Source organism: Sinorhizobium sp. NFACC03 (assembly GCF_900103435.1).
In the GTDB taxonomy this organism is placed as follows: domain Bacteria; phylum Pseudomonadota; class Alphaproteobacteria; order Rhizobiales; family Rhizobiaceae; genus Ensifer.
Window position 1 is genome coordinate 113841 of record NZ_FMXF01000007.1, and the last position, 26982, is coordinate 140822.

1 protein-coding gene is annotated in these 26982 nt (G+C 63.0%); it reads left to right on the forward strand.

Annotation, left to right across the window (positions count from 1 at the left end):
• Window positions 1-26973 carry an LEPR-XLL domain-containing protein gene (locus BLU35_RS12650; protein ID WP_176907228.1) on the forward strand — a complete coding sequence of 8991 codons (26973 nt, stop codon included), beginning with the start codon at window positions 1-3 and terminating at the stop codon, window positions 26971-26973.
• The last annotated feature ends 9 nt before the right edge of the window (window positions 26974-26982 follow it).

A 26982-nucleotide genomic window follows, 5' to 3' on the forward strand; every position in this document is an offset into this window, starting at 1 on the left:
ATGATCGAACGCCTTTTCCGGTGGTTCGGTGGCAGGAAGGCACGAAGCTTCACACCGCGCTCGGAAACCAGCCATCTAACCGGGCTCGCGCTCGAGACGCTTGAGCCCCGTTATCTGTTGTCTGCCGATATCATGCCCTTTGCGGTGGACATGGTCGGTGATAGCGGCGCTGACTACAGCCTGCGCTATGACAACCTGATCCAGGCGGTCCAGGTTTACGACAACAGGTCGAGCCTCCTCGTTGCGCAGCGGAATGCCGCGGAAATCGACTATATCCGGGTGACCGGTACTGCTGCGAACGACACGCTGACAATCGATTTTGGCACGGATTTCCTTCAGGCGCTCGATATCGATTTTCAAGGCGGCGACGGCGACGACAGGCTCTCGCTGACCGGCGGCGTGTTCGATCTCGTCGAGTTCGCGGTCGATGGTGCAGGCTCCGGTGTGTTTACCGCCGTAGACGGCGAGATTAGCCATCGGATCGGTATCGGTGGCGTTTCGACCGTGACCGATGCGACAACCGCGCAGGAGCGGATCTTTGCCGACATGACGGGAGAGGGGCAGACCCTGCGTCTCAGCGATGCCGGCACGCGGGGAGACGGGTTCTCGACGCTTGACAGCATCAATGGCGGCGCGCTGGTGTCCTACACCTTCGCTTCGCCCAATCTGAAGCTGACGATCGACACCGGCGCCGGCGACGACACCTTCGTACATAATGGTTTCGACAACGCCGTTTCGGGCAAGGTCCTGCTGAGCGGTGGGGCCGGCAGCGACGCAGTGATCGGACCGCCGGAAGATACCGACTGGAACATAACCGGATTGAATTCCGGCAACGTTTCAGGGGTGTCCTTCGTCGAGGTTGAGAATCTCAGAGGTTCTGCCGACAACAAGGACACCTTCTTCGTTTCAGCTGGCGGCGGTCTGACCGGCGTCATGGACGGTGGTGCCGGCGGCTTCGACAGTCTCGTTCTCGATGGCGGCTTCTTCCATTCCGTCACCTACGTTGCGACCGGTCCCGCGTCCGGCACGATCACCCGCGATGGTCAGGTTCTGCGCTACGATGGCCTGGAGCCGATCACAGATAATACGGTCGTCGCCGATCGTATTATCGCGACCAGCGATTTCGACGACGAAGCAAGGCTGAAGGATAACGGTGACGGCACTCTGACGCTCGAGTCGCTGTCGCTTGTCCCGACCTTCGAGAAGGTCACCTTCGCCAAGCCCACCAACAGCCTGACAATCAAACTTGGCGCCGACCTCGGGATCCCGCTGCTGTCGAAGGATGTCCTAACGGTTACCGGTGTCAATCTAGGGGCTGCAAGCTTTACTGTTTTTGGCGAGAACGCTGCCGATACGGCTGGCGATGACGGCAAGGACGAAGTCTTCATCGAGGGGACGAACACATTCGGCGCCTTGGCGCTTCATGCCGAAAAGATCACGGTTTCAGGTGGTGTTTCGGCGACGACGGTCACCCTTGTGGCGCTCGCCGAAGACGACGGCAAAATCACCGGCGGCGCCTATTTCGCGACACCCGAGGCGATCATCGACCTCAGCGGCGCGACCATCACCGCCTCTGGCGCCGTGCAGATCTCGGCGACGGCGGATGCGACCGTTTCGGCTTCGACCGCGGAGGTAGGGCCGCTCGAAGGCGTCATCGTCACCGTTCTGCCGGAGGCGAGGATCAGATTTGACAACAGCACGTTGACGGCCGCGAGCCTGACGGCCGGCAGTTCGGTCAGCGTTTCGCTGACCGCGGCAGACGAAGGCGATGCAAGCGAGAACGACACGACCAAGGATGCTGCGGTTTCCGTGACGGTTGTTCTCAGCGATTCAATCACAGAAGTGCTGGGCGGCAGCGCCCTCAACATATCCGGCGCCGTTTCGCTGACCGCCGACACCCAGCTGGCACTGACGACAACCGCGGATGGCGGCTCGGGCTCCAAGGGCGCGAGCGTTGCCGTTTCGGAAGTGAACGCGACGACGCGCGCCTATATGGCTGGCAACTCGTCGCTCAACGCCAATGGCGGTAACTTGCCCGATTCCGCCGCCTTCAGCGCGACTTTGACCAGCAATGTCAGCACCACCGCGATCTCCAGCGCCGGTGGTTCGAACCAGGGCGATGGCACGAGCGAATCCGAAAAGCGGCTCGCCGACCCGAACCAGGACAGCAATACCTCGGACAAGGCGGCGACCAGCGGCGGCGACATCACCTTTGCAGGTGCCGTCACGGTTTCCGATTACCGGACAACGACGGAAGCCTATCTCGATAGTTCCACCCTCGTCTCCGCAAGCACACTTGCCTTGACTGCGACCTCCACCGAGAGCGTCACGGCAGCCGCCGACGGTTCGGCTACCGGCAGCGCCGGGACCGGCGTCGGCGTGGCTGTCGCGCTTGGCATCGCCGATGTAACCACCCGTGCTTATGTCGCTGGAACGTCGGATCTGACGGCGAGCGCCGTCAACCTCAATGCCACGCTGAATGCCGGCGACAGCTTTGTCGTGACGGCGGAAGCCGGTGCGGGCGGCGCCGAAACCAATGTCGCCGGGGCTCTCGCGATCAACATCATCATGACCGACGTCGAAGCCGTGATCGAGGCCGGTGCGACGGTCGATCTCAATGGCGCGGATCTCAGCCTCACGGCCTCGTCGACCACTCACGCCGAGACGGCCGCCACCCCCAATGGCGATGATCTCGGTGAAGCCGGCGAGACCGGCATCGGCGGCTCGGTGGCTCTTGTCGTCATCGACAACAATTCCATCGCGGAGCTCGAAAACGGTGCGACGATCACGGCCGCAGACGACGTGACGCTTTCGGCAACCGGCAGCCATGAATCCGAGACGACGGCGGAAGCCGGCGGCACCGGCGGCAGCACCGGCATCGGTGGCGCAGTGGCGATCGACGTGATCGACAACACCACCCGCGCCTCGCTCGGGACGGACGATGTCGAGCTCGACATAACCGGTGATTTCTCGGCAACGGCAACCCATCATGGGCTGAGCACGACCACGGCTGACGGCACGGCGATCGGTTCGACCGCGGTCGGCGCCGCGATTGCGCTCGCCTTCGTCGACAACCGCGCGATTTCGACCACGAACCGGAATCTGCGCGCCGACGGTTCGGTCAGCCTGTCGGCGCTCGGCGATGGTTCCAGCAAGGCGGAAGCGAAAGCCAGCGCCAAAGGCGCCGACAAGAACGACGAATCCGCTGATGGCAACACCAAGGCCGATCAGCAGAAGCAGAAGGAGGTAGACTTCGCCAACAGCAAATCCGGCGATGCCGACAACACGAGCCAGACCGCCAATACCGGCGGTGGCAGCGGTGGCGATGTCGGCGTCGCGGCCGCCCTTGCGATCAACATCTCCGACAGCGAAGCGCTGGCCAGCATCGCCATTGGCCGCACCGTTACGGCTGGCGACGGCGCCGGAACCGGCGGTGTGAGCCTGCAGGCGAAAAACAACATGGATGCCTCGGCCATCGCCGATGGCAGCGCGACGCTCGAAAGCGAAACCTCGGGCACGGCGGTCGGCGCCGCCGTGGCGATCAACGTCGTGGACATGAGCAACAGGGCGATCATCGGCAACGGTGCGGTCGTCAACGCCGACGGTGGCGTCATCCTGTCTGCCACCATGAAGAATGTCGGCGGCGACCAGAAGAACGTCTTCGAAGCGCATTCGACCTCCGGCGCCAGCGGCGGCGACACCGGCGTTGCCGGATCGTTTGCGCTCAACGTGTCGGATGCCACCGCAGAATCGGCGATCCGGCCTTCCGCCAACGTCGCGCTCAGCAGCGACGACGCTTCGCTGACGGTCTCCAATACTTCGGAAAGCAGTGCGGTTGCCGAGGCGGATGCCGAGAGTGCCAGCACCGGCGTTGGAGCCTCCTTCGCCATCAACGCAGCCGACAACACGGCATCGGCCAAGGTCGAAAATTCCGTGGTCCTCACCGGTCTCAACGACCTGACGCTCAGCGCCACCGGTAGCCACAAGACCACCACGACGGCGGAATCCGGCGCGACAGCCGAAGATGGTACCGGTGTTGGCGGCGCCATCGCGATCACTGTTGCCGACAATGTGACGGAGGCAAAGCTCGGCACCGGAGGCCTTATCGACCTTGACGGCGCCTTCGCCGCGACCGCGACCCACCATGGCGATAGCGCGACTTCCGCACTCGGCGACGCAATCGCCGGGAATACGGCGGTCGGCGCCGCTATTGCGCTTGCGTTCGTCGATGACAGCGCGACTGCGAGCACCGCCCGCAACATCACTGCGGATGGCAATGTCAGCTTCTCAGCCCATGGCGATGGCGCGAGCAAGGCCGAGGCTACAGCCAGTGCCGCGGGTGCGGACAAGGATAAGGAAAGCGACAGCGGCAACACCACCACTGACGATCAGAAGAATAAACAAAAGCAACTTGCCAACGAGAAATCGGGCAAGACGAATACGGGTGACAAATCCGCAACGAGCCAGGGCGGTACCGGCGGGGGCCAGGTAAGCGTCGCCGCAGCGCTCGCCCTCAACGTCTCCTCGTCGCTTGCCGTCGCCTCGATCGGTGATGGTGTCACGATCATTGCGGGGCAAGGTGCGGGCACCGGAGCGCTTCAGCTCCAGTCCTCCAACAACATGAATGCCAGTGCCACGGGCGACGGCAAGGCGACGACCACGAGCAGTGGCACCGGCGTCGGTGTCGCCGTTGCCATCAACGTCGCGACCATGCGCAACGAAGCTTCGGTCGGCGCCGGCGCGCACATCACGGCCGACGGCCTCACCGCTTCGGCGACGATGAAGACGGTCGGAGGCAACGCCGAGCACAATTTCGGTGCGAAATCCACGTCAGGTGCGAGCGGCGGCGACACCGGTGTGGCGGGTTCGTTTGCGTTGAGTGTTGCAACCACCAATACGCTCGGCACGATTGGGCTCGATCACGGCGGCGGCGCCACGACGTCTGTGGCGCTCACTGGCGGCAACGTCAGCCTGCAGGCAACCAACACAACCAAATCGACGACAGAAGCGACGGCCCATGGTGCCGGCAGCGGCTCAGGAAGCACTGGCGTCGGCGCATCGATAGCGCTTGGTATTTCGCTCAACACGACCTTCGCCGGGATCGAAAACGGCGAAACGATCAGCGGCAACACCGGCAACTTCCAGTCACTTGCCACCTCGAACGATACGGTCACCACCACGGCAAAGGCGGGCGCAGCCGGTAACACTGCCGTCGGTGGCGCAATTGCAGTCGCCTACGTGGATAATGACACGGATGCACATATCGGTTCGGGTGCTGGCGGTGCGATCACGCTGACCGGCAATCTCGCCACGCAGGCGAGCCATGCCAGCACGATCCACACGCTCGGCGACGGCGAAGCGGCCGGCAGCAATGTCGGCGTCGGCGTTTCGCTCGCTTTAAACATCGCCGAAGTGACCAACGATGCCTTTGTCGGCAGGAACTTCTCCGGCGCCAACAATGTCAGTGTCACCGCCACGTCGACTTTCGACACGAAGGCAGAGTCCAAGGCGAGCGCCAAGGGCAATGATACCTCGAAGGCGAATTCCGACCAGGAGAGCAGCAACCAGACGAACATGGCGCAGAACCAGAGTGGCGGCTCGAAGGCGCCGACCCAATCTGGCAGCAGCAGTCTCGGCACCGCCGATAGCAAGAGCACGAATGAGACGGGTAAATCGACACAGGGCGGGACCAGCGTCGCCGCAACAATCGCCGTCAACTTCCTCGACGCCGACAACACCACGACGATCGCAAGCAATGTCGTGATCGGGTCTTCGGGCGCGATGGAAATCGAAGCGACGATGACCACCGATGCGCGTGCGCTCGGCACGGCGACGGCGACCAACACGAGCGCCAATACCGGCGTTGCCGCCGCTGTCGGCCTCAATATCGCCTTGCTCGACAATACCGCGCAGGTCAATTCCGGCGCCGATCTTACCGCCGGCTCAATCAAGGTACGGGCAGTCACGGCCAATGGTGAAAGGAATACCTTCCAGGCGCGGGCACTGGCAGGCGCCGTCTCGAAGAACACCGCCGTCGGCGGCTCCGTCGCGATCAACTATCTCGACGTCAATTCGAGTGCCATCATCGGCAACAATGCCGATCTGGACGCCAACGCCGGTGGGATCGCTATCAATGCGGTCAGCGTCAACGAGATGCAGAGCATCGCCGGCGGCGCGGCGCTGAGCCTCAATGGTGGCACCGGTGTCGGCGTCGCGGTTTCCATCAATATCGTCAACGATCTCAACACCAAGGCCGACGTCGGGACCGGCGTCGATGCCGAGGCGAGCGGCGCGATTGGTGTCACGGCCCACGCCGAACTGCTGCCGATTACGGAGAGCATTCCTGTCATCGGAAATCTGGCGGTGACCAGCTTTGCTGCTGGCGTTGCGGCAAGCAACGGAACGGCGGTGGGCGGTTCCTCAAGCGTCAACGTCGTCTTCATGGAGACGCATGCCTTCATCAATGACGGCTCCGACTTCGACGGCAATGGCGGGGTGACCGTCGAAGCGACCGACATCTTGACTATGGTCAGTGGTGCTGGCGGCATCGGACTGTCCGGCGGCAGCAATGCCGGTGTCGGCATCGGCCTCGACGTGAATGTCATCATCCGCAATACCAGCGCCTGGGTCGGCGGAACTGCGGATCTCGGTGCCATTGCCGGCAATATCCTCGTCAACGCCGATTCATTCGACACCATCACCTCGATTGCAGCCACCTTCGGATTGAGCCTCAGCGGCTCGGGCGTCGCCGCGTCCGTCGGTGTCGTCGTGCTCGACACCTCGACTGAAGCCTATGTCGAGACGGGAACAGCACTCGACAAATCCGAGCTTCATGCCGGCGGAAATGTCTCCGTCAAGGCAACCGGTGACGCCAAGATCTTTGCGCTCGCCGGCGGCATCGCCTTCGGGCAGGGGGCCGGCATCGGCATCGGCGGCACGGTCTTCGTTCACATCGACGATGTGAAGGCCGAGATCCGCGGCCACGCCGACGTTGAAACCGGCGGCCCGGCAGGCCTCGACGTCTCGGCCATTTCGACCGAGGACGTGACCACCATAGCAGCCGCTGGCGGCGTTTCGACCAGCAGCGCGGCCGTGGCTGGTTCTGTCGCTGTCACGGTGCTGACGGAAACGACGATCGCACGCATCGGCTCGAACACGGCAGTCACCGCTCAATCCGGCGCCAATGATCCGGGTGTTGCGGTCTATGCCTATGGCGAGACCGATCTCCTGACGGTTGCGGGATCGCTTGCCGCCTCCGGCGGCAGCGCCGCTGTCGGCGCCGGCGTCAATGTCGCGACATTGATCAAGACCACGCAGGCATCGATCGATTCCGGCATGGATATGGATGCCGATGGCAACATCAAGGTCGAAGCGACCAGCAACGAGGACGTCGGCTCCTTCTCGGTCGCAGCCGGCGGGGCCTCCTCAGCCGCGATCACGGTCTCGGCGGATGTGTTCATCTTCGACGTGAAGACTCGCGCCTTCATCGGTGACGATCCGATCGACGGCATTGGCAATGCGGGCCTGACCGACGTTCGCGCCCTTGGCAGCGTGCTGGTGCAGGCGGTCGATGAAACGGAGCTCGATCTGATCGTCGGCGGCGTTGCCGTCGGCGGCAGCGCCGGCGTCGGTGTCGCAGCCGGTGTGGCCGTCGTCACCAAGACGACGGAATCGTTCATCGGTGAAGACGCGCGCGTGACCGGCGAGGGCCAGCACAGCGTGGCTGCACGCACCGGCCGGTTCGACATCAGCTTTGCCGGATCGCAAAGCATGGGCGATGGCTATGACCCGCAGACCGATGGCCAGGTCAGTAAGGACAGTCTCGAAGCGGGCGTGCCGGTCAAGCAAGGCGGCGGCGGCCTCGGCCAGTTTAATGACCTCGACCAGGATGAGAGCGATGACGGTACCCCAACCGATCCGGGCTTGACCCAGCAGCGGACGGCGACGGCCGCCGTTGATGGCGGCTTCCGTGGCGTGGCGGTTTCGGCAAGCACCAAGGACGATATCGAAACGGCGGCCATCAGCGTTGGCGGCGGCGGGTCCGTCGGTGTCGCCGTCGGTGCGGCGGTCAACGTACTCAACACGACGACGACCGCGCTGATCGGGGAAGGCGCCCGCATCAATCAGGACATGAGCGGTGGCGGCAACGGAGCGCAGTCTGTCCTCGTCGCTGCGGCCAGCGACTTCAGCCACCTCGGCGTTGGCGCCGGTGCGGCCTTCGGTGGGTCAGGTGCGGCCGCTCCGGCAGTCGACGTGTCGGTCATTACGACGAAAACGAAGGCGACTATTGGCGACGACACGCTCGTAGACGCGAACAATGATGTAGCGGTCATCGCTACTGCGAAGGAAAAGGTACTCGTCGTCTCCGCCGGGCTTGCGGTAAGCGGCGCCGTCAGCCTCGCCGGCGGCGTCTCGGTTGTATCGCTCGATGCCGATACGTTCGCGCGCATCGGGGATTCGACGGTTGAGGCCGGCGGCGATGTCGCCGTCATGGCCACGGACGACTCGCAGTTCACCATCGTTTCCGGTGCGGTCGCCATCGGTCTCGCCGGCGGTGGTGCCGCTGGCTCCGTTGGCGTCGTCAACGTCACCAAGGATACCGAGGCAACGATCGGCGAAAACGCGACGATCGACGCGCGCGCCAACGGCGCGGGTATCTCGAACGTGCTCGACGGCCAGATCACGACCAGCGGCGGCGATCCAACCGGTTTCTCCACGCTTTCCGGTGAGGCGCACGGCGTGATCGTCCAGGCGCAATCGTCGGAAATCGTTACGCATATCGCCGTTGCCGGCGCCGGCGGGCTCTATGTCGGCATTGCCGGTGCGGTCAGTGTGACAATCATCGATTCCGACACTTTGGCCGCCATCGGCGCGGGTGCCGCGATCAACCAGGGCTTTGCAGACTATCAGTTGCATCCGGGCAATGTCGGCCTCGGGCAGGGCGTTCATGTCAACGCCGCCAATGATGTCCGCATCACGTCCTTTGCCGGCTCGGCTGCCGTCGGCTTCGTCGGCATCGGTGGTGGCATCGATTTCGGCAGCATCAAGAACGACACCACAGCCTCGATCGGCGCGAATGCTGACATCCTGGCCCGCAACGATGTCGCTGTCAGTGCAGACTCGATTCAGGTCCTCAAGGGCTTCGCGTTCAGCGGCGTCGGCGGCGTTGTTGGCCTCGGTGCGTCGGTCTCGGTCTGGTCGATCGGACAGGATTTCAAGGACGATTACGCCAACGAGAAGGAAGGCACGTCCGGCGATGCCACCACGGGCGGCGGCGACAATGCGGCCGCCGATGCGGGCGAAAAGACCGATGGCGGCGTCGGCGAACTGACCGGCCAGATGACCGGTTTCAGCGGCGACGGAAACTCCCGCACCGCGGACTCCCGTGTCAGGGACAACATGCAGGGTGCGTCGGACCGGCTGAACGACCCGTCGTTCTTCTCGGGCGCGGACCTCGATGCCGCGTTGATCCCGACGAATGAGGAGCACGGTACTACCGCCACGATCGAAGCCGGTGCGGATGTCGAGGCCGGCCATGACATTCTGATTGTCTCGCGCCAGAACATGAAGGTCGATCTTCTGATCGGCAACGCTGCCGCGGGCCTCGTCGGCGCCGGCGCAGCCGTGACCGTGCTCAACGTCTCCGGACAGGTCAAGGCAAAGGCCGGCGGCAACCTCAGCGCCGGCAACCAGATCAAGGTCGAGGCTGAGCTTGACGAAGAGGTCGATGTGACGACCGTCGCCTTCCAGGGCGGGTTCGTCGGCCTCGGCGCATCGGTCATCGTCATCAACGATACCAGCCGCGTGCAGGCCCGCCTGCTCGATGGAACCGTGGTGGATAATGCCGCCCTGTTGTCGGTCAACGCTTCGAACACGCAGGACTTCGACGTCACGACGACAGGCATACAGGTCGGCGCAGTGGCGGCCGGCGCCTCCTATGTCGACCTCAATATCGGCGACACGGACGACAGCACGATCGAGTCTCTGGCGACCATCGGAGCTGGCAGCCAGATCGGCCAGACCGACACGGTCGGTGCGATCACTGTGCATGCGGACTCGACCGTCGACGCCAAGGCGGAGACCTTTGCGCTCGCCGGCGGTGCGCTCGGCCTCTCGTTCAATTTTGCGCTCATCGATGTCGAGACCAACATCGAAGCATCGATCCTTGGCGGCGCAAACATCGATGCCACCGGCACCGTGACGCTGGAAGCGCTTTCGAGCCACAATGCCAAGGGCGATGTTTTCGCGCTCACCATCGGTCTCGGCGCGGTCGGCACGAGCTTCGTGACGGTGAATGTCGTACCGACGACAAGTGCGCTGATTGGTGGCAATTCGACTATTACAGCCGGCGGCATCGTCATGCTCGCCTCCCATAATTTCGTCGGCGAAACAGCGACGGATCGTGGCGCCAAGGCCTTTGCCGAAGCCTCGGGCGGAGGCCTGTTCAGCGGCCAGGGCGCGGTGCCCACCGCCAAGGCCAACGCCATCGTCAACGCCACGATCGGCGCGGGCGGCAGCCTGACCATTACTAACGACATCGATATCAAGTCGCGCCTGCGCAACTACGCCGTCGCCAACACCGAGGCGAATTCCTTCGGTGCGGCCGCTGTCGGTGCAACCGATGCCGAAGCGACCGCCAACGGCCAGTCGAACGCGGGGATGAATGCCAATATCGTTTCGGTTCGCGACATCGGGGTCGACGCGCTTGCGGTCAACGGCGCGCTCGCCGTTGCGGAAGCGACAGGCGGCGGCGTCCTCGGGGCGCTGACGCTCAACAGCGCCACGGCAACCGCAAGCCCGTCCTCCGTTGCGGCGACCATCGGCAACAATACGTCCGTTCAGTCTGCACGCCATATCCGGCTGAAGGCACTCGCCAACACGGAAGGGGATTCGAAGGTCGTCGGTGTGACGATCGGCGGCGTTTTCGGCGCCGGCGATTCCGATGCCACGACCAATGTCAGCCCGACCGTCTCCAGTACCATTGGCACTGGCAGCGTCATCAATGCGACCGGCACGGTTTCGGTCGAGGCGATTGCAGCGCCCATTCCAGGAACGCAGCCCGATTATGCGGTCGTCGATGCTGACGGCGTCGCCAACACGATCACCGTCAACAACCACGGCCTCGTGACGGGCGATACCGTCGAATACGACGCCGGCAGCGGCGGCGCGGTAATCCCCGGTCTTAACTGGCCCGATCCGCAGGATCCGGCAGTCAATCGGCAGTACAATGTCATCAATGTCGTCGATGGCGGCAATGTCGACCCGAACAAGCTATACTTCGGCTCGACTTTCAATGCCGCAAGCATCGATTCCGAAACCGAGATTATTACTTTCCAGGGTGCGCATAACTTCATCAGCGGCGATGCCGTGCGTTACTACGCCGGGCCCGACGAAACGGTGAACAGCTTCGGCCTGACAGAAGGCAATCTCTACTACGTTCTGGTTATCGACGAGTCCCATATCAAACTGGTCAATACGCATGACAAGGCGGTCAATCCGCAGAACTATTTCAAAAGCTTCCAGCCGGACGATATCGCTGGCAGTCAGATCACGATCTCCGGTCATGGGTTCACCAACGGCATGGCCGTCACCTATGACGCGCCCGATCCCAAGACTTTCGTCAGCCGGCAGGTCGATGTCCATCCGACGGCGCTCAATCCCGATGGTTCGCCGATTGACGACGGCACGCAGAACAACATTCGCTTCTTTGACGACAACGGCAACGCGCTGAACCATGGGTTCAGCGAGGGCGAGCACGTCGTCTACAACGTCGAAACGGAAACGGGAGCGCCCGGAACGCCGATCGGGGGGCTGTCTGATGGCCAGACCTACCGTGTCCACGTCGTCAATTCGACGACGATCCAACTGAAACGCAATGACGTGGTCACCGAACAGGTTCAGTTCGTCCGCAATGGGGCCGGCGACCGGATCATCCGTACCGATGGCGAGAACTGGGCCGATTTCGGTTTTGGAACTGGTACTCTGTTCATCAGCGGCGCCGGTGCCAACAGCGGTACCTACACCGTTACCGGCGTCAGCGGCAGCACGCTGATCCTGTCGGTCGTCAACAGCGTCACTGAAACGACGCTCACCAAGACCTTCGATCAGTCGATCATCACGCTCACGCCCAACAAGGCGAAGACCGCCGACGACATCCATTCGCTGATCAACGCCAAGAATCTGCCAATCGGCGGGCTGGAAGACGGCAAGACCTATTATGTCCGTGGCGTCAGCGGCCCCGGTGACGATACTTTCGAACTGTGGGACGCGCCTTCCGGCGGCACGCAGATGACGTTGACGCCAACCGGACTTTCCGGCCCCTACGCCAACCATCGCATTGGCGCGCTGGCCGTTGACATATCGAACGACAGCACGAGCGAGCAACAGCTTCGGATCGACATCGACGATGCAGTGACGTCGGTAGCTGGCGGCCAGTTCCTGTTCGGCCCGGGCGAGGTCTCGCTCAGCGAAATCGCGCCGCAGTCAGGCGACGGCGTATCCTCGGCCTATTCAAAGGGTTCCGGCGGCGCCTTTGTTGGCGTCAACGGCAATGACGCCAATATCACCAGCAATCCGAACGTGACCGCCACGATATCGGCGACGCTTGTAACGACGAGCGGCGATGTCTCGATCACCACGTCAGCCACCACCAATACGACGGCGCACGCGGTCAACGGCACCGGCGGCTTCGTCGCCGTCGGCGACGCGGATGCCAACAGCTACCAGGACGTCGACAGCGTCGCCTCCGTCGGCGACGGCACCCGCATCGTTGCGGGCAAGAACGTCACCGTAGCTTCCAGCACCAATGTGAATACTGGAGCCTCGTCGCATGCAAGCGCCGGCGGTGCCGTTGGCTTGGCCTCGCCGACGACCGTAGTCTGGATCGAGTACAACAGTGCCGCGACAATCGGCGCCGACGCGATCGTCGTCGCCGGCGAACTGGCACGGCTGACGGCCTATTCCGAAGCCGGCGTTTCCGCCAAGTCGACCGGTTCGGGCGTCGGCTTCGGCGGTGATGGCGATGCCGTCACGCATGTCTATATCGGTGTTGCGGATCCGAACCCCGATCTGGATCAGGCCGACACGATCGCAACGCTCGGCGACCGGGCTGTTCTGAGCGCCAAGCGGGCCGTTGCCAGCGCGAAAGTCGGGCGCTTCGACGTCTTCGCCGGCAGCGACGGCCGCGGCGCCGGCTTCTATGGCGAAGGCCAGGCCGAAAGCACCATAACGGCTCGGCCGAAGGCGGAAGTGCACATCAATGCCGACGCCGAACTGACCGGCTGGGAGGGCGTCGACCTCGTCACCCGCTACGACAACGTCAAGACGCATGCTAAGTCCTATGCCCGTGCCACAGGCCTTTTCGGCTTCGTCGATTCCGATGCGCACAACGACACCGACGTGGCGTCGAAGATATTCGGCGCCGCCGGCGCTCTGGTCACGGCCGGCCCGCGCGACAATGCGGATGGTGTTCTCGGCCATCCGGATTACCCGCAGGAGCCCGCGGCATCGAGCGAACACCTGGCGCTCTATGCTTCCACCGTCAACGGCTCGATCTCGCAGACGGATGACGCCGACCACAGCAAGCGTTCGCTTGCCGCCGGCGGCTCCGATGGCAGCAGCCCCGACGACCGGCCGCAACAGATCGATTTCAATTCGGATGTCCTCATTCTCTCCGGGCGCTCGCCAGAACTGGTTGTCAAACAGCTCGTCATCGGTGCTGACGGCCAGGTCGACGTTGCGGTCGAGGTGACCGTCAACGATAGCGCCAGCGGTGGTGGCAGCAGCGAAGGAGAGGGCGATACGATCCAGAGCGCCGACATCGTCGTCAACGACATCGTCAATCCCGGCCCGGGCGACGTCGTCTTCGATTCCGACACGATGGTCGGTTCCGGCGGCACTTGGACGTTCCGCGACACGCTGCAGCGCGTTACGATCCGCAACGAGTCCGACAAGGACATCGTCATCAACAACATCGATGTCGTCACCGACGAGCAGCCGCTTGCCTGGTTGAACCCGTCGAAGACAGTGACCCTGACGTTCAACATCGAGCGCGAGGTGGCGCCGACGCTGATTGAGATCACCGACACGGGCGGCCGGTCGGATATCTATATCAACGGCACCATCGAAAACCCGATCGGGACCACCTCGATCGTCAATACCGACGGATCCGTTTTCGCGACCAACGATCGCGGTGTGCTCGGCAGCGACGGCCGGGAATCCCTGATCCGCACGCACATCCTCAATATCCGCGCCGAGGAAAATGTTGGAACGACAGGAAACCGCGTCAATGTCGACATCGTCGATAGCGCCGGCCTGCCGCAATTGATCAGCTTCGATACCGGCCGCGTCAGCGGCCTGACGGAGCAGATCTTCCTCGGGCACGAGAACCGCTTCTACACCGGCCAGCTCGTACGTTACGACGCGGTCAGCACGGCGATCGGTGGGCTCGTCGATGGCGGCTACTACTATGTCATCGCTTCCTCCGACGGCCTGAGCGTCAGGCTGGCAAGCACGCTGGCGAATTCCCTCGCCGGTGTCGCGATCAATCTTTCGCCGAGCGGGCCGCTCACCAACCAGCACAGCCTGATTGCGGCGGAGACATTTACCGTCGATGCCGTCCAGAACATCAACCTCGACCTCAAGGCCCTGTTGCGCGAAGACCTCGGCGGCGGCTACTACATTGTCGAAATCGACCGGATAAGCGCCGGCGATAGCGCCAATGTGCTGCTACAGGCGAGCCTCGAGCAGAGCGGCGCAGGCGCCTCGGGCGGCGTGCTCGTCAAGGCGCCGAGCCAGGCAGCCGGGATCACCCATTACAACTACTTCCGGCCGGACAGCGGCCTTCCTGAAGAGCTGAGCCGCGGCGTTTTCGGAACCGGCAACACGCCGATCGCTTCCACCTACGACTTCCGTGGCATCGATCCGGCTACCGGCAATCGGACTCTGCCCGGCCTCCAGGCCGGAGCGGTCACCAGCGGTGGCGATATCATCGTCGCTGCAGCAAATCCCGATCCCGGCGCAACGACGATCAATGTCCTCGGAATTACCGAAATCACCGGAAACGGCGATATCGATGTGGTGACCAACGGCTATATCGCCTTGAGCGAAAAGACCGGCGACATGCGCGTCGAGCGGATCAAGTCGACCGCGTCGGACGTTCTGCTCTATTCGCCGCGGCGCATCATCGATGCGCGGGGCCTCACGGAAGGCGATGTCGAAGCCGATGTCGCCGGCCGCAACATAACCATGGCCGCCGGCGTCGGTCTCTTCAACCCGAACCATGCACAGGTCGCTGCGCAGGTTCTCAACCCGACGCTGCTCGACATCAATTCACCGCTTGGCGGTATCGGCCTGCCGACCGATTTCCTCGAGATCAACGTCGACATCCGCAACGGCCTTGGTGGCCTCGGTGTCCTCAGGGCATTCGATACGACCGCAGACAGCACGCTCGGCATCTTCCTCGATGAAGTCGTCGGTGATCTGCTCGTCCACACGGTCCATACGACGCGTGACATCTCGCTGCGCACCGTCTCGGGCTCGATCCTCGATGCGCGCAACAACGGCGCTGGCGACGATTTCGCTGACCTGCTCGGCCAGAGCATCGATCTCGACGCCAATGGCGGCGGCTCCATCGGCGCCTTCAACAATGATCTGGAGATCGATTCCTCACGCGGCTCGTCGAACGACGACGTCGCGCTGGAAGCCGACAACAACATCTATCTGGCGGAAGCACCCGTTAATCCCGGCGAGAGCGCCGGCAACCTCAGGCTCGTGCTCGCCCATACCTATGACGGCGACATTCGCATCACCGTTCGCGAGACGGCGGCACAGGGCGAGAACCTCGACCTGCTGCACAGCGGCAACGCACGCTTCTCCGAGGACGGCCTCACCTTCCCGACCTTCCAGGCTGATGCCGAGCGTCTCATCCCGCATGGCCAGATCTTCGCCGAGAAGGGCAATGTGCAGTTGCGCGTCGGCGACAACGTCACACTCGATTCGAACAGCGAGATCCTGGCGGCCAAGCGGATCGACATCTACGGTGACGTCACCGCCTTCGACGAGGCCATCACCCTGCTTGCCAATGCCGATATCGGCTTCGGTTCGGTCATGCTGCTGCGTGGGCGCATCATCGCCAACGCCGCGGTGACCCCCGGCAACAAGACCAACGGGACGCCGGTCGGGACAGCCGTGCCGAAGACGACGGCACCGCACCCCACGAATCTGACCTGGATCTTCGGCAATACCGATGTCGATACCATCCAGTTCGGCGATCCCTCTGGCGCCGGCGGCACCAATACCCAGGGCAGCCCCGGCTATATCTTCCTCGGCTCGAAGACGCGGGCCTATGGCAGCCAGAACCTCGACCCGACCAACGCCGACGGCGAAGATCGCTTCACCGTCTACTACCTGCAGGACACGGCGACCGAAACCTCGCCAAACATGACGACAGCCGCCGAGCACACGCTGACGCTCGACGGTGTCTCCGGCAGCGATCTCTATGAGGTCTACACGCTCGGCTCGAACAATCCGGGCCTCGGTAATGCCGGTACGGACTTCAACCGCAACTACGTCATCAACGTGCTCGACAGCGGGCGCTCCAACGACGGCGTCGATGCTCTGAACATCTATGGCTACAACTCGGCACTCAACGGCAAGGACGGCGACGGCAACAAGCCGATCGACGACATCTTCCTGCTGCGCGGCGCGAACTATCTGCCGAACGAAACGGCTGATCGCCCGGCCTATGTCGCGATGGTCTATGGCCAGCCGACCACCTATGCGGACACGATCGAAGACAACGAACCGTCGAACGAGAGCGCACGCATCAACTACGACACGGCCCTCAATGGTCGCGTCACCGTCGAAGGCCTCGGCGGTAACGACAACTTCTATTCCGACGATACGACGGCGATCGTGTCGCTTCAGGGCGGAGCGGGGGACGACTCCTTCCAGATCGGGCAGATCTTCGGCAACAAGCGCACCGACGATCCGGAAAATGGCGTCACGCCGTTCTTCGGCGGCGGCCTGCTCGCCCAGGACGTCTTCCCGGACATGGTTGCTACAACACGCGGCTGGCTGAGCCCCGGCATCAGTGCGCCGCTGGTCGCGCAGGGCGGAACCGGCAACGACGAGTTCCGTGTCTATTCGAACCAGGCTGAACTGAGGCTCGAAGGCGACGACAACAACGACCTGTTCATCGTGCGCGCCTTTGCGATCGCCGCTGTTGCCAACCAGGATTGGAATGGCGACGGCACGATCGACCAGGACGACCTGCCGGCTGTCACGCTCGACACCAATGGCGACGGCGTCATTAACTTTGCCGATGCCGATTCCACGCCCGACGACTACACCGACGACGTGATCGTGCGCGACGACCAGGGCGTTGCGATGCCGATCATCGGGCTCGGATTCTCTGTTGCGCGGGCGCCCGACATCCGCGCCGGTGGTGGTGAGGACGAGGTCCAGTACAACGTCAATGCTCCGGTTTCCGTCGACGGCGGCACGGGCTTCGACAAGCTCGTCATCCTCGGCACGGAGTTCGCCGACGACTTTGCGATTACCGAACGTGGCATTTTCGGCGCCGGCCTTAATGTGCGCTACACCACGATCGAAGTGGTCGAAGTCGATGGTCTCGAAGGTGACGACGAATTCTTTGTCCAGTCGACGGCCTTCGGCGTTGCCTATCGCGTCATTGGCGGCCTGGGATCCGATACGATCAACGTCACCGGCGACGTGACCGAAGACATCGTGACCCGCGAGCTCGAAGGGGCCTCCGGTGCTGTCGATCATCTCGTCACGTCCGGCGACGCGCTCTACGACGGTGTGCTGGTCGACGGTTTCGACTACAACGTCGCTTCCGGAGAAGAGGGCATCATCCGCATCGACGAAACCGGCGGCTTTACTGCCGTGCGCGAAGGCGGCCCGGTCAATGTGGACAGCTACACGGTGAAGCTGGCAATCGCTCCGCTCGCCGGCCAGGTGGTCTATGTCACCGTGTCTGCGGCACGCTCGCCGCAAGAGGAGGAAGACGGCACACTGTTGAACCCAGCGCCCTTGCCGAACGGCCTCGGCGACACGATCTGGCTGTCCACCGTCAACCCCGGCGGAACCGTCACCGACAGCGACTTCCAGCATGTTGTCATGGTCAACGGCGTACCGCAGATCATCAAGGATCGCGCGGTCGTGCTGCGGTTCGACAGCAGCAACTGGATGAATCCGCAGATGGTCTACGTCTATGCGCCGGACGACCCGCGGGCAGAAGGCGACCGCGTGGTCGTTATCCAGCACAGCGTGATTTCCGATCTGAGCGGCGTCGACACCAATGTCATCGACATCGATGCCGAATATCCCGATGGAGACCCCTTTGACGCGGCTGACGTCCGCAACGTCGAAGTGCTGGTCAGGGACAACGACACACCCGGGATCTATGTCACCGAGGTGGCGCCTGGCACGAACATCGAAGACGGCCGGTCGCTGGTCATCGAAGGCAGCCCGACGTCCCAGTTGACGGACGAGATCCTCGTTCAGCTTCAGACGGCGCCGGAGGTAGGCGACATCATCGTCGTCGAGCTCTTCCTCAACGAGGCGAGCGACGAGGATGTCCAGATCTTCGATGTCGACGATCCGACGAACATCTTCAACTCGGTCGGCGACCGCATGTACAAACATGCCGACGGCTACTGGCGGCTAACCTTCGACCATACCAACTGGGATGACCCGGTTCGCATCGGCGTTCAGGCGCGTGACGATATCCCGCGCGAAGATCCGCATACGGCGGTCATCTACTTCCAGCGCGACGACGTTCTGACGACTGACGCCGACCACGACTATGTCTTCCCGAATCTGCGCTCCGGCCCCGGCTATGTCGACATCGAAGTCATTGACAACGACACGGCCGGCGCCGTCGTGCTCGAAAGCGGCGGCACGACGCTGCTCAATGCCGATGGCAGCGACACGGACGACTACACGATCCGGCTGACGAAGGCGCCCAGCACCACCGTACAGGTCGCGATCGTCACCGATGGACTGGCGGATGTCGTCAGCGTCAACGGCGTCGCCGTCACACCCGGTTCGGGCTATACGGTCATCGGCGGGCTCCGGCCGACGCAGATTTTCGACGGCAACCTTATCTTCAGCAATGACGGCCTCAACGGCAAGATTACCCGCGGCACAGGCGCCGATCTCGGCAGCTTCGTCGATGAAGGCTTCTTCGTCGGCCAGCAGATCCGCGTCGGCAACGCCGGCGGCAACAGCGGTGACTACTACATCACCGCGATCGACACGGTCGACGGCAAGTTCATCAAGGTCGACCGGACGTTCGGTACCGGCGGCCAGCTTGCCGATGTCATCCTCTCGGACCTCGCCAGCGATGGCGCCTTCACGGGCAATATCCAGTTCCATACGGTCATCGAGGACGGCATGCCCACCTATCGGATGACGATCGCCGGCCTTGCCGACGATGCGGACGGCTGGCTCGCCTATGGATTCCTGGAAGGCCAGTGGATCCGTGTCTTCGACGCCGCCGACAACGTTATCGGCAACTTCAAGATCGCGATCATTCGCGGCGAGAACGACACCAAGGATGCCACGATCCAGATCACCTCGGAGAACGCTGGACTGCTGCCGGTCGGCAGCACGCTTGCGGGCGTCAAGGTGCTGCGCACCGCGGCGGTCGCGACGTTCAATCCGGGGAACTACTATATCCAGCAGACGGTCGTCCTGCAGGCGGACGACAACTACGACATCCCCGTCACGCGCGAAGGCGTGAAGGTCTTCCCGGCTTCGGGACATTATCTCTCGAAGCTGCGCGGACCGCTGGCTGTTGAAGGCGGCCCGACGGGCGCTGACCGTTCGCTGGAAAACGGCCTGAAACTGCCGGGTGAAGCGGACGACTTCCTGATCGCCATCGGCGCCCAGCCGCCGGAATCGCAACAGATCGATGTCCTCAACATCTTCAACGACACCAGCAAGGAAGATGTCGACGGCGTCATGACGCAGACGACGCTCACCGGCTTCAACATGGCCGATGATCTGAGCCTCGGCCTCGGGGTCACCGGCGATCCGACCTTCGGCGAATCGGGCTTCTTCCCGGGCGGCATCAGCTTCGGCAAGATCAGCGTCGGTTCTGACGGCCAGTTCGGCACCAATGCGACGCAAAGCACCATCGAGGTCGTCAATCTGATGCTCGGCGAGGGCAATGACGGCCTCGTCATCCAGGGCACGCTCGATCCGGCGCCCTCCGTTCAGGTCACCAATAATTTCACGGTGACGCCGAACGGCAGCAACGGCGGCACGATCGTGCGCGCGGGCTTCGATTGGAAGGCCATGGGCTTCCTCATCGGCCAGACCGTGAAGATTGCGGGGCAGGTGGGCACCTGGACCGTCGTCGCGATCAACGACGCCCTCATCGATCCGCTGCATCCGGAAGAAGGCGCCGACCCGAACGACAATTCGATCCTGGTTCTCAGCGGCCCATCGCTCGCTGGCGTTGCCAGCGGCGCACTGACCATCACCGCGATCGACAAGGACGTGATCACCGTCAACAAGTCCGTCGACGTCGCCCAGACGATTGCCGGCGGGATCATCGTGCGTACCGATGGAGGCTCATGGACCGGCTTTGCGGTCGGCGATTTCATCACTATCGACGAGGACTTCGCGAAGGGTGAATACCAGATCGTCTCGATTGTCGGCTCGACGATGCGCGTCACCGGCGGTCAACTCGCGCTCGTCAGCGACGCGCCCCGGACCATCAACCGCATCAACCCGGTCACCAACGCGATTCTGCAAACTGTGGTCACCGATGTCAGTATCGATCCGATCTATACCGGTGGCATCGTCACCCGTCAGGACGGCATCAAGTGGGCGGACGAGGGTTATCTTGCCGGTCACCTCATCACCATGGTCGATGAAAACGGCAAGCGCGACTTCCGCATTATCGAGATCTCCGATGACGGTTTCTCGCTGAAGCTAGAAGGCGCGCTGCTCGCCACGCAGAACGATGCGGTCAAGAGCTTCTATGTGCAGGGTGCGCATGGCGGCCTGACGCTCGTCCACGGTGGCGGCAACATGTACCTCGAAAGCGCCGGCAAGATGAACATTGCCAGTGCCGGCGGTGGCTCGATCGTCGTGACCCGCCTCGATGGGCGCGACTGGTCCGAAGACCGGTACCAGGTCGGCCAGGTCATCCAGCTTGAGGGCGAGACCTACACCCGGACGATCCTTGCCATCGTCGACGCGACCCTTCCGCCGCCGCCGAACTCGGCCCTGACCTGGGGCGATCTCAGCGCCCTGGTATTGAGCGCGCCGAACACCCACATCGGACAGGGGGCCGGCGTCTCGCTGGCGGCCGATGCGTTCAACAGCTACGCCGAACGCTCTCTGCATGTCGCCGAAGCACGCACGATCACCGCTTCCGGCGCGATGAACGTTGCCACCAACAGCCTGACGCGCAGCGCCGGGAGCTGGCAAGCAGACGGCTTCTATGTCGGCCAGAAGGTCTATGTCAGCGGCTATGCCGGACCGTTCACGATCCAGGCGCTGACCGCCGCGGTGATGACGTTGCAGAACGTGGCGTTGACACCGGCAACGGGCGTCCAACTGACCGTCTTCGGCTATGACACCACGCTCGATGGCGGCAAGCGCGTCGGTGGCGACTACATCAAGGTCAATGGCGGCGCAGGTCCGAACTCGCCGCTCGTCATCTATGGCGACACCAGCCAGGATGGAATCTGGTATTCCGGCCAGCCGCACAACGTGCTCGGCATGGAATTCGGTGAAAAGCCGTTCGATCCCTTCCCGCAACTGCAGGATGGCGAGAACGAAGACGATGAATGGGTCTTCCCGCTCGCCAATCCCTACAAGCTCGCTGGCAACGACGTCATCGACGCCAGCGCACTGTTTGCGGGCGTTGCAGGAGGGAGTCTGCCCAGCGTCGGCCTGACGATCTATGGCGGCGCGGGCAACGACACGATCTATGGCAGCCAGGCCGGCGATCATCTGGCCGGTGGTTCCGGCGACGACCTGATCATCGGCAACCGCGGCGTCGACCACATCTATGGCGACAGCGGCGTGAACGTGAACATCTTCACCCGTCAGCTCTTCATCGACACGGTCGACAACAGCCCGCTGCCTTCCGCCAACCCAAACACCGACACCAACGGCACCACGATCAAGCCGGTAAAATCGTCGGTCCGCGACCTCATGCAGGCCGGCCGTGACCTGATCTTCGGTGATGGAGCATCCCATCTCGGCTACGGCCCGAGTGCCGTTGCCGCAGCCGGTGTGCTCGGCGACTTCGACGACATCATCTTCGCCGACCATGGCATCATCGAGATGTTCGTGGACGATCCGAACCTGCCGTCCGGTCTCAAACAGCGAATCCAGACGACCGAGCTCGTGCTCGTGACGGCGATCAAGTCGGCCGAGCTGCAGAACGGCGCCGACGATATCGTGTTCGGCGGGCTTGACCGCGACGTGATCGTCGGCGGTGCCGGCCATGACATGCTGGACGGCGACCAGCAGGACGATCGCATCTTCGGCGACAACGTCTACCTCACCCGCCAGGGCGGCGCGGACGGCAACTTGCTGGACGACACATTCAGCAAGCGCTTCCAGACCTTGGCCGGCGCGCTGCTCTACAGCCGTACGGATCGGCCTATCCCGGCTGGCTTCGGCACCGTCACTGGCGACAACAGCGGTCTCCTCTTGGTCGACGGTATCGCACGCCGTTACCGCGACCCGGACGGCGCGCCGTGGTGGAGCGAGTATGATGTCGACTATGCGACGCTTCACACCTTCGCCTTCGACCAGGGCGCTGCCGGCGTTGGCAGTTTCGGCAACGACTACATTGCCGGCAGCGAAGGTCATGACGAAATCTTCGGCCAACTGGGTAATGACGTCATCCAGGGCGACGGCGGTATCGAACTTGCCTTCGCCGGCACGTCGCATGTCGGTGCATCCCGGACGTCGGGTGGTGTTGCCGATCCGATCGGCCCGTTGACGGTGATCGCATCCTTTGCTGCTGCGAGCGACGGCCAGGACTACATCGAAGGCGGTGGTGGTGATGACCAATTGTTCGGCGGCCTCGGCCAGGACGATCTGGTCGGCGGCTCGTCCTCGTTCTTCAGCCTGACCGATGCAAATGCACGGCCTGACGGCGACGACTACATCTTCGGCGGTACCGGCGCCGAAATCGACCGGAACGACCTCGACCTTCCGGGCGACGGCACCCTTGCGGCTGCGCGTTATGCCCGCGATGCCGACACCATGGTCGGCGACAACGGTAATATCGTCCGTATTGTCGGGATCAATGGCGTCGATATCAACCCGAACGGGCTGGCAAACCAACAGCTCTACGTCCGGTACAATTACGATGTGAACGATCCGGCCCGCGCCGGCGCCGAACGCATCGTCGTCCGCGGCGTGCACCTTCTCGACTACACACCGGGCGGCCCGGATTTCCGTCCTGACCTGTTCTCGAAGACGAACCCGAACGACGCGGCCTATCGCAACGAATTCGGTCTGTGGGCGAAGAATGACATCGGCGGCCATGACGAATTCCACGGCGAAACCGGCGACGACATCGCCTACGGCGGCGGCGGCCACGACCGCATGTTCGGCGATGCCGAGAATGACGATCTGATCGGCGGTTGGGGCAATGACTGGATCTCTGGCGGTACCGGCCAGGACGGCATCCTCGGCGATGACGGACGGATCTTCACGAGCCGCAACAGCGCCACCTATGCCGAGCCGCTTTACGGCGTCCTGGCCCTCCTTGCCACCGACCCGGATACCCGCACCAGCCAGGGCGATGTGCTCAACGAATTCATCTACACGCCCGGGCAGGTGCAGACCGAGACGATCAATATCGGCGGCCAGATGAAGAAATCCGTCGACCTCACGCCCTATAACCTGAAGCCGAATGCCCAGGGCGCGGATGATCCGCTGTTCGACGGCAATGTCGTCGACGACATCATCTTCGGTGGTCTCGGCGACGACTTCATCCATGGCGGCGCCGGCGACGATGCCGTCGGCGGCGGCGAAGCCCTGCCGCTCAGCTACACCCAGCGCTTCGAAAACGGCGTCGTGGTCGGGCTGGTGCGCACCGATTTCACACGGCCCTGGAACCCGGGAGACATCCTGCGCTTTGGTGCCGATACCGATCCGTGGAACGCACCGAAGCCGGTTCAGAGTAAGCTCGGCGAATTCTTCCTCTATGACGAATACGATCCGCGTCGGACGATTCTGTTCAATGCTGACGGAACCGTCTGGAAGTCGGGTGCTGCGCCGACCCAGTTCCAGTATTTCCTCAACCTGGTCGACAACGAAGGACCGTTGGTCAACGGCGCGATCGCGTTCTCGCCCAACGGCACGCCGATCACCTTCGCCGACCGCAATACGGACGGCAGCGACGCCATCTTCGGCGACCTTGGCAACGACTGGATCGTCGGCGGGACGGGCCGAGACCACATCTATGGCGGTTGGGGCAACGACCTCATGAATGCCGACGACGTGCTCAGCACTAACGGTTGGCTCAACGATCAGCCGGAAACGCACCCGGTTTACGAGGACCGCGTCTTTGGTGGCGCCGGGCTCGACATCCTGATCGGCAACACCGGCGGTGACCGCCTGATCGATTGGGTCGGCGAGTTCAACAGCTATCTCGTGCCTTTCGCTCCGTTCGGCATCGCGACGGTCAGCCGTCAGGTGCCGCCGCAGCTCTTCGACTTCCTTTACGCGCAAGCCTTCAGCGATGGTGTCGACATCACCCGCACTGCCGATACCGGAAGCGTCAATGGCAGTGACCAGTACAGCCATGTGTCGCAGTTCCAGGGCGGGGTTGAAGGCGAAATCGGACTGGTGACGCAGAAGGATCACGGCATCTGGCAGGATCAGACCGGCGGGCCGACCGATCCGCAACCAGGCAATATCCCTGGTGGTCGACGCGACGTTCTGCGCACGGCCGATTTCAACGACGGCACGCTCGACGTGTTCGCCGCCGACCAGGGCAAGTTCTCAGTCTCGAGCGGCATGATGTCGGTCGAATCCGAGACATCGTGGGGGCAGGCAGCGGCGGTCTTCTATGCCGACCAGTACCTGCCGGTCTATTTCGAGATCTCGGCCAAGATCACCGCTCAGAAGCCTTTGGCGGGCTGGAAGGCCAACTCCTATGTCATCTTCGATTACCACTCGCCGACCGACTTCAAATGGGCTGGTATCAACATCTCGAATGACAAGATCGAAATGGGCTACCGCGACGCCAGCGGCTGGCACCAGGTCGCCCAGTCAAACAAGCCCGTCCAGTTGAAGGCTGGCATAGCCTATGACGTGCTTGTCGCTGTCAACGGCACGAACGTTACGGTGACGGTCGCGGGTGTGAACTGGTTCGGCTACACCTTCGCGCCGAGGATCGAGGAAGGCGTGCCCGTGGGCCTCAACCGCGGCCTGGTCGGCGCCGGCAACGATGGCTCCAAGTCGAAGGTGGACAACTTCTCGGTTCAGATCCTGCCGCCAAACCTGTCGCTTGATTATACCGACAACTTCGACGCAACCAGCCGGTTCCCGATGAGCGGTACGGCGGCCACGGGCTGGACCGTCGCAGGTGGTCGCTTCGTTGGCGCTGCCGGCGCTTCCATCAGCACGTTCAACCTTGGCACCAAGCTCCGGGCGGACTCCTACCTCGAACTCGAGGCCAAGCTACTGACGGCAGGCACGGGCGGTATCGTCTTCGACAGCTATGGTCCGAACGACTACAAGTTCGTCGCCCTCGATGCGGTCAACGACAAGGTCCTTGTCGGCCACGTCAGTGCCAAGGGCGGCTACAAGATCGATCAGTCCTTCAGTCGCGTCCTTGATGTCGGCGTCGACTATACTTTGAAGTTGATCTTCAAGGGGGCGGCGGTCAGCATTCAGGTGAACGGCGGCCTCCTCGGCACCTATGGCTTCAATGCTGCACTGGTCGATGGCGGCTTCGGCACGATGTCACATGTCGGATCAAGCTCGTTCGATCGCTTCCTGATCCGTACCAACGATTCCGCCTTCAACACGTCGACCAATCTGCTGGCGGCGACCGGCGGCACGACCGTTGCCGGTGGTGAGATCACGAGGGGACAGGCACTCTCGGTGCTCGACGATGCCGTCGCCCTCTGGGCGAAATCGGGACTGCTCGATGCATCAACCTTGGCGCGCCTCGGCACGATCGATCTGCAGATCGTCGATCTCGAAGGCGACCGACTGGCCGAGGCCGTGTTCGGCGCAATCAGGATCGACCGCAACGCCGCGGGACGGGGCTGGTTCGTCGATCTCACGCCGCAGGATAACGAGGAGTACAGCCTTGTCGACGGTAAGTGGCAGGCGATCGGTGGCGGCCCAGCCGCGGGACGCTTCGATCTGCTCTCGGTCCTGCTCCATGAAATGGGTCACGAGGCCGGATTGGTCCACTCTTCCGACGATGCTGTCGGCGGCGTCATGGCCGAAACGCTTGAGGTCGGCGAGCGCCGGTTGCCGCTGTCGGCATCCCAGTCCGAAACGCGAAACGACGCCCAGGTGTTCGATGAGGAGCTGGGTCTGTTCGTAACCCCGACTGAGCGACGGCTGATGAAACTTGCCGGCATCAGCGCCTCGGATCTCCATATCCCAGGGGTTAGCGAGGCGAACGAGACAGCCGCGGCATCCGGCTGGGCCGGAAGCGGCAGAAGCGCTCTGGCGGCCGCGTGGCAACCGGCAACGGGCGGGGGCGATGGCATAGCGCGCTTCGGCAGTAGCGACGAGAAGTCATGGGTCTTCGACGAGGCAACCGGCACGTTTGTCGACCCAACGGCTTGGACACAGGTCCAAGATCATGCCGCCAAGACGTCAGGCGCCGGTGAGAATGATGCGGATGCGAGTGAGCAAGAAGTGTTGAACGGCATAATCGAGTGGGAGGCCCGAAAGGGACTGCTTTCTCGACTGGTCAGTCTCTTTGGAGGGCGCTAGCGTGCGAGT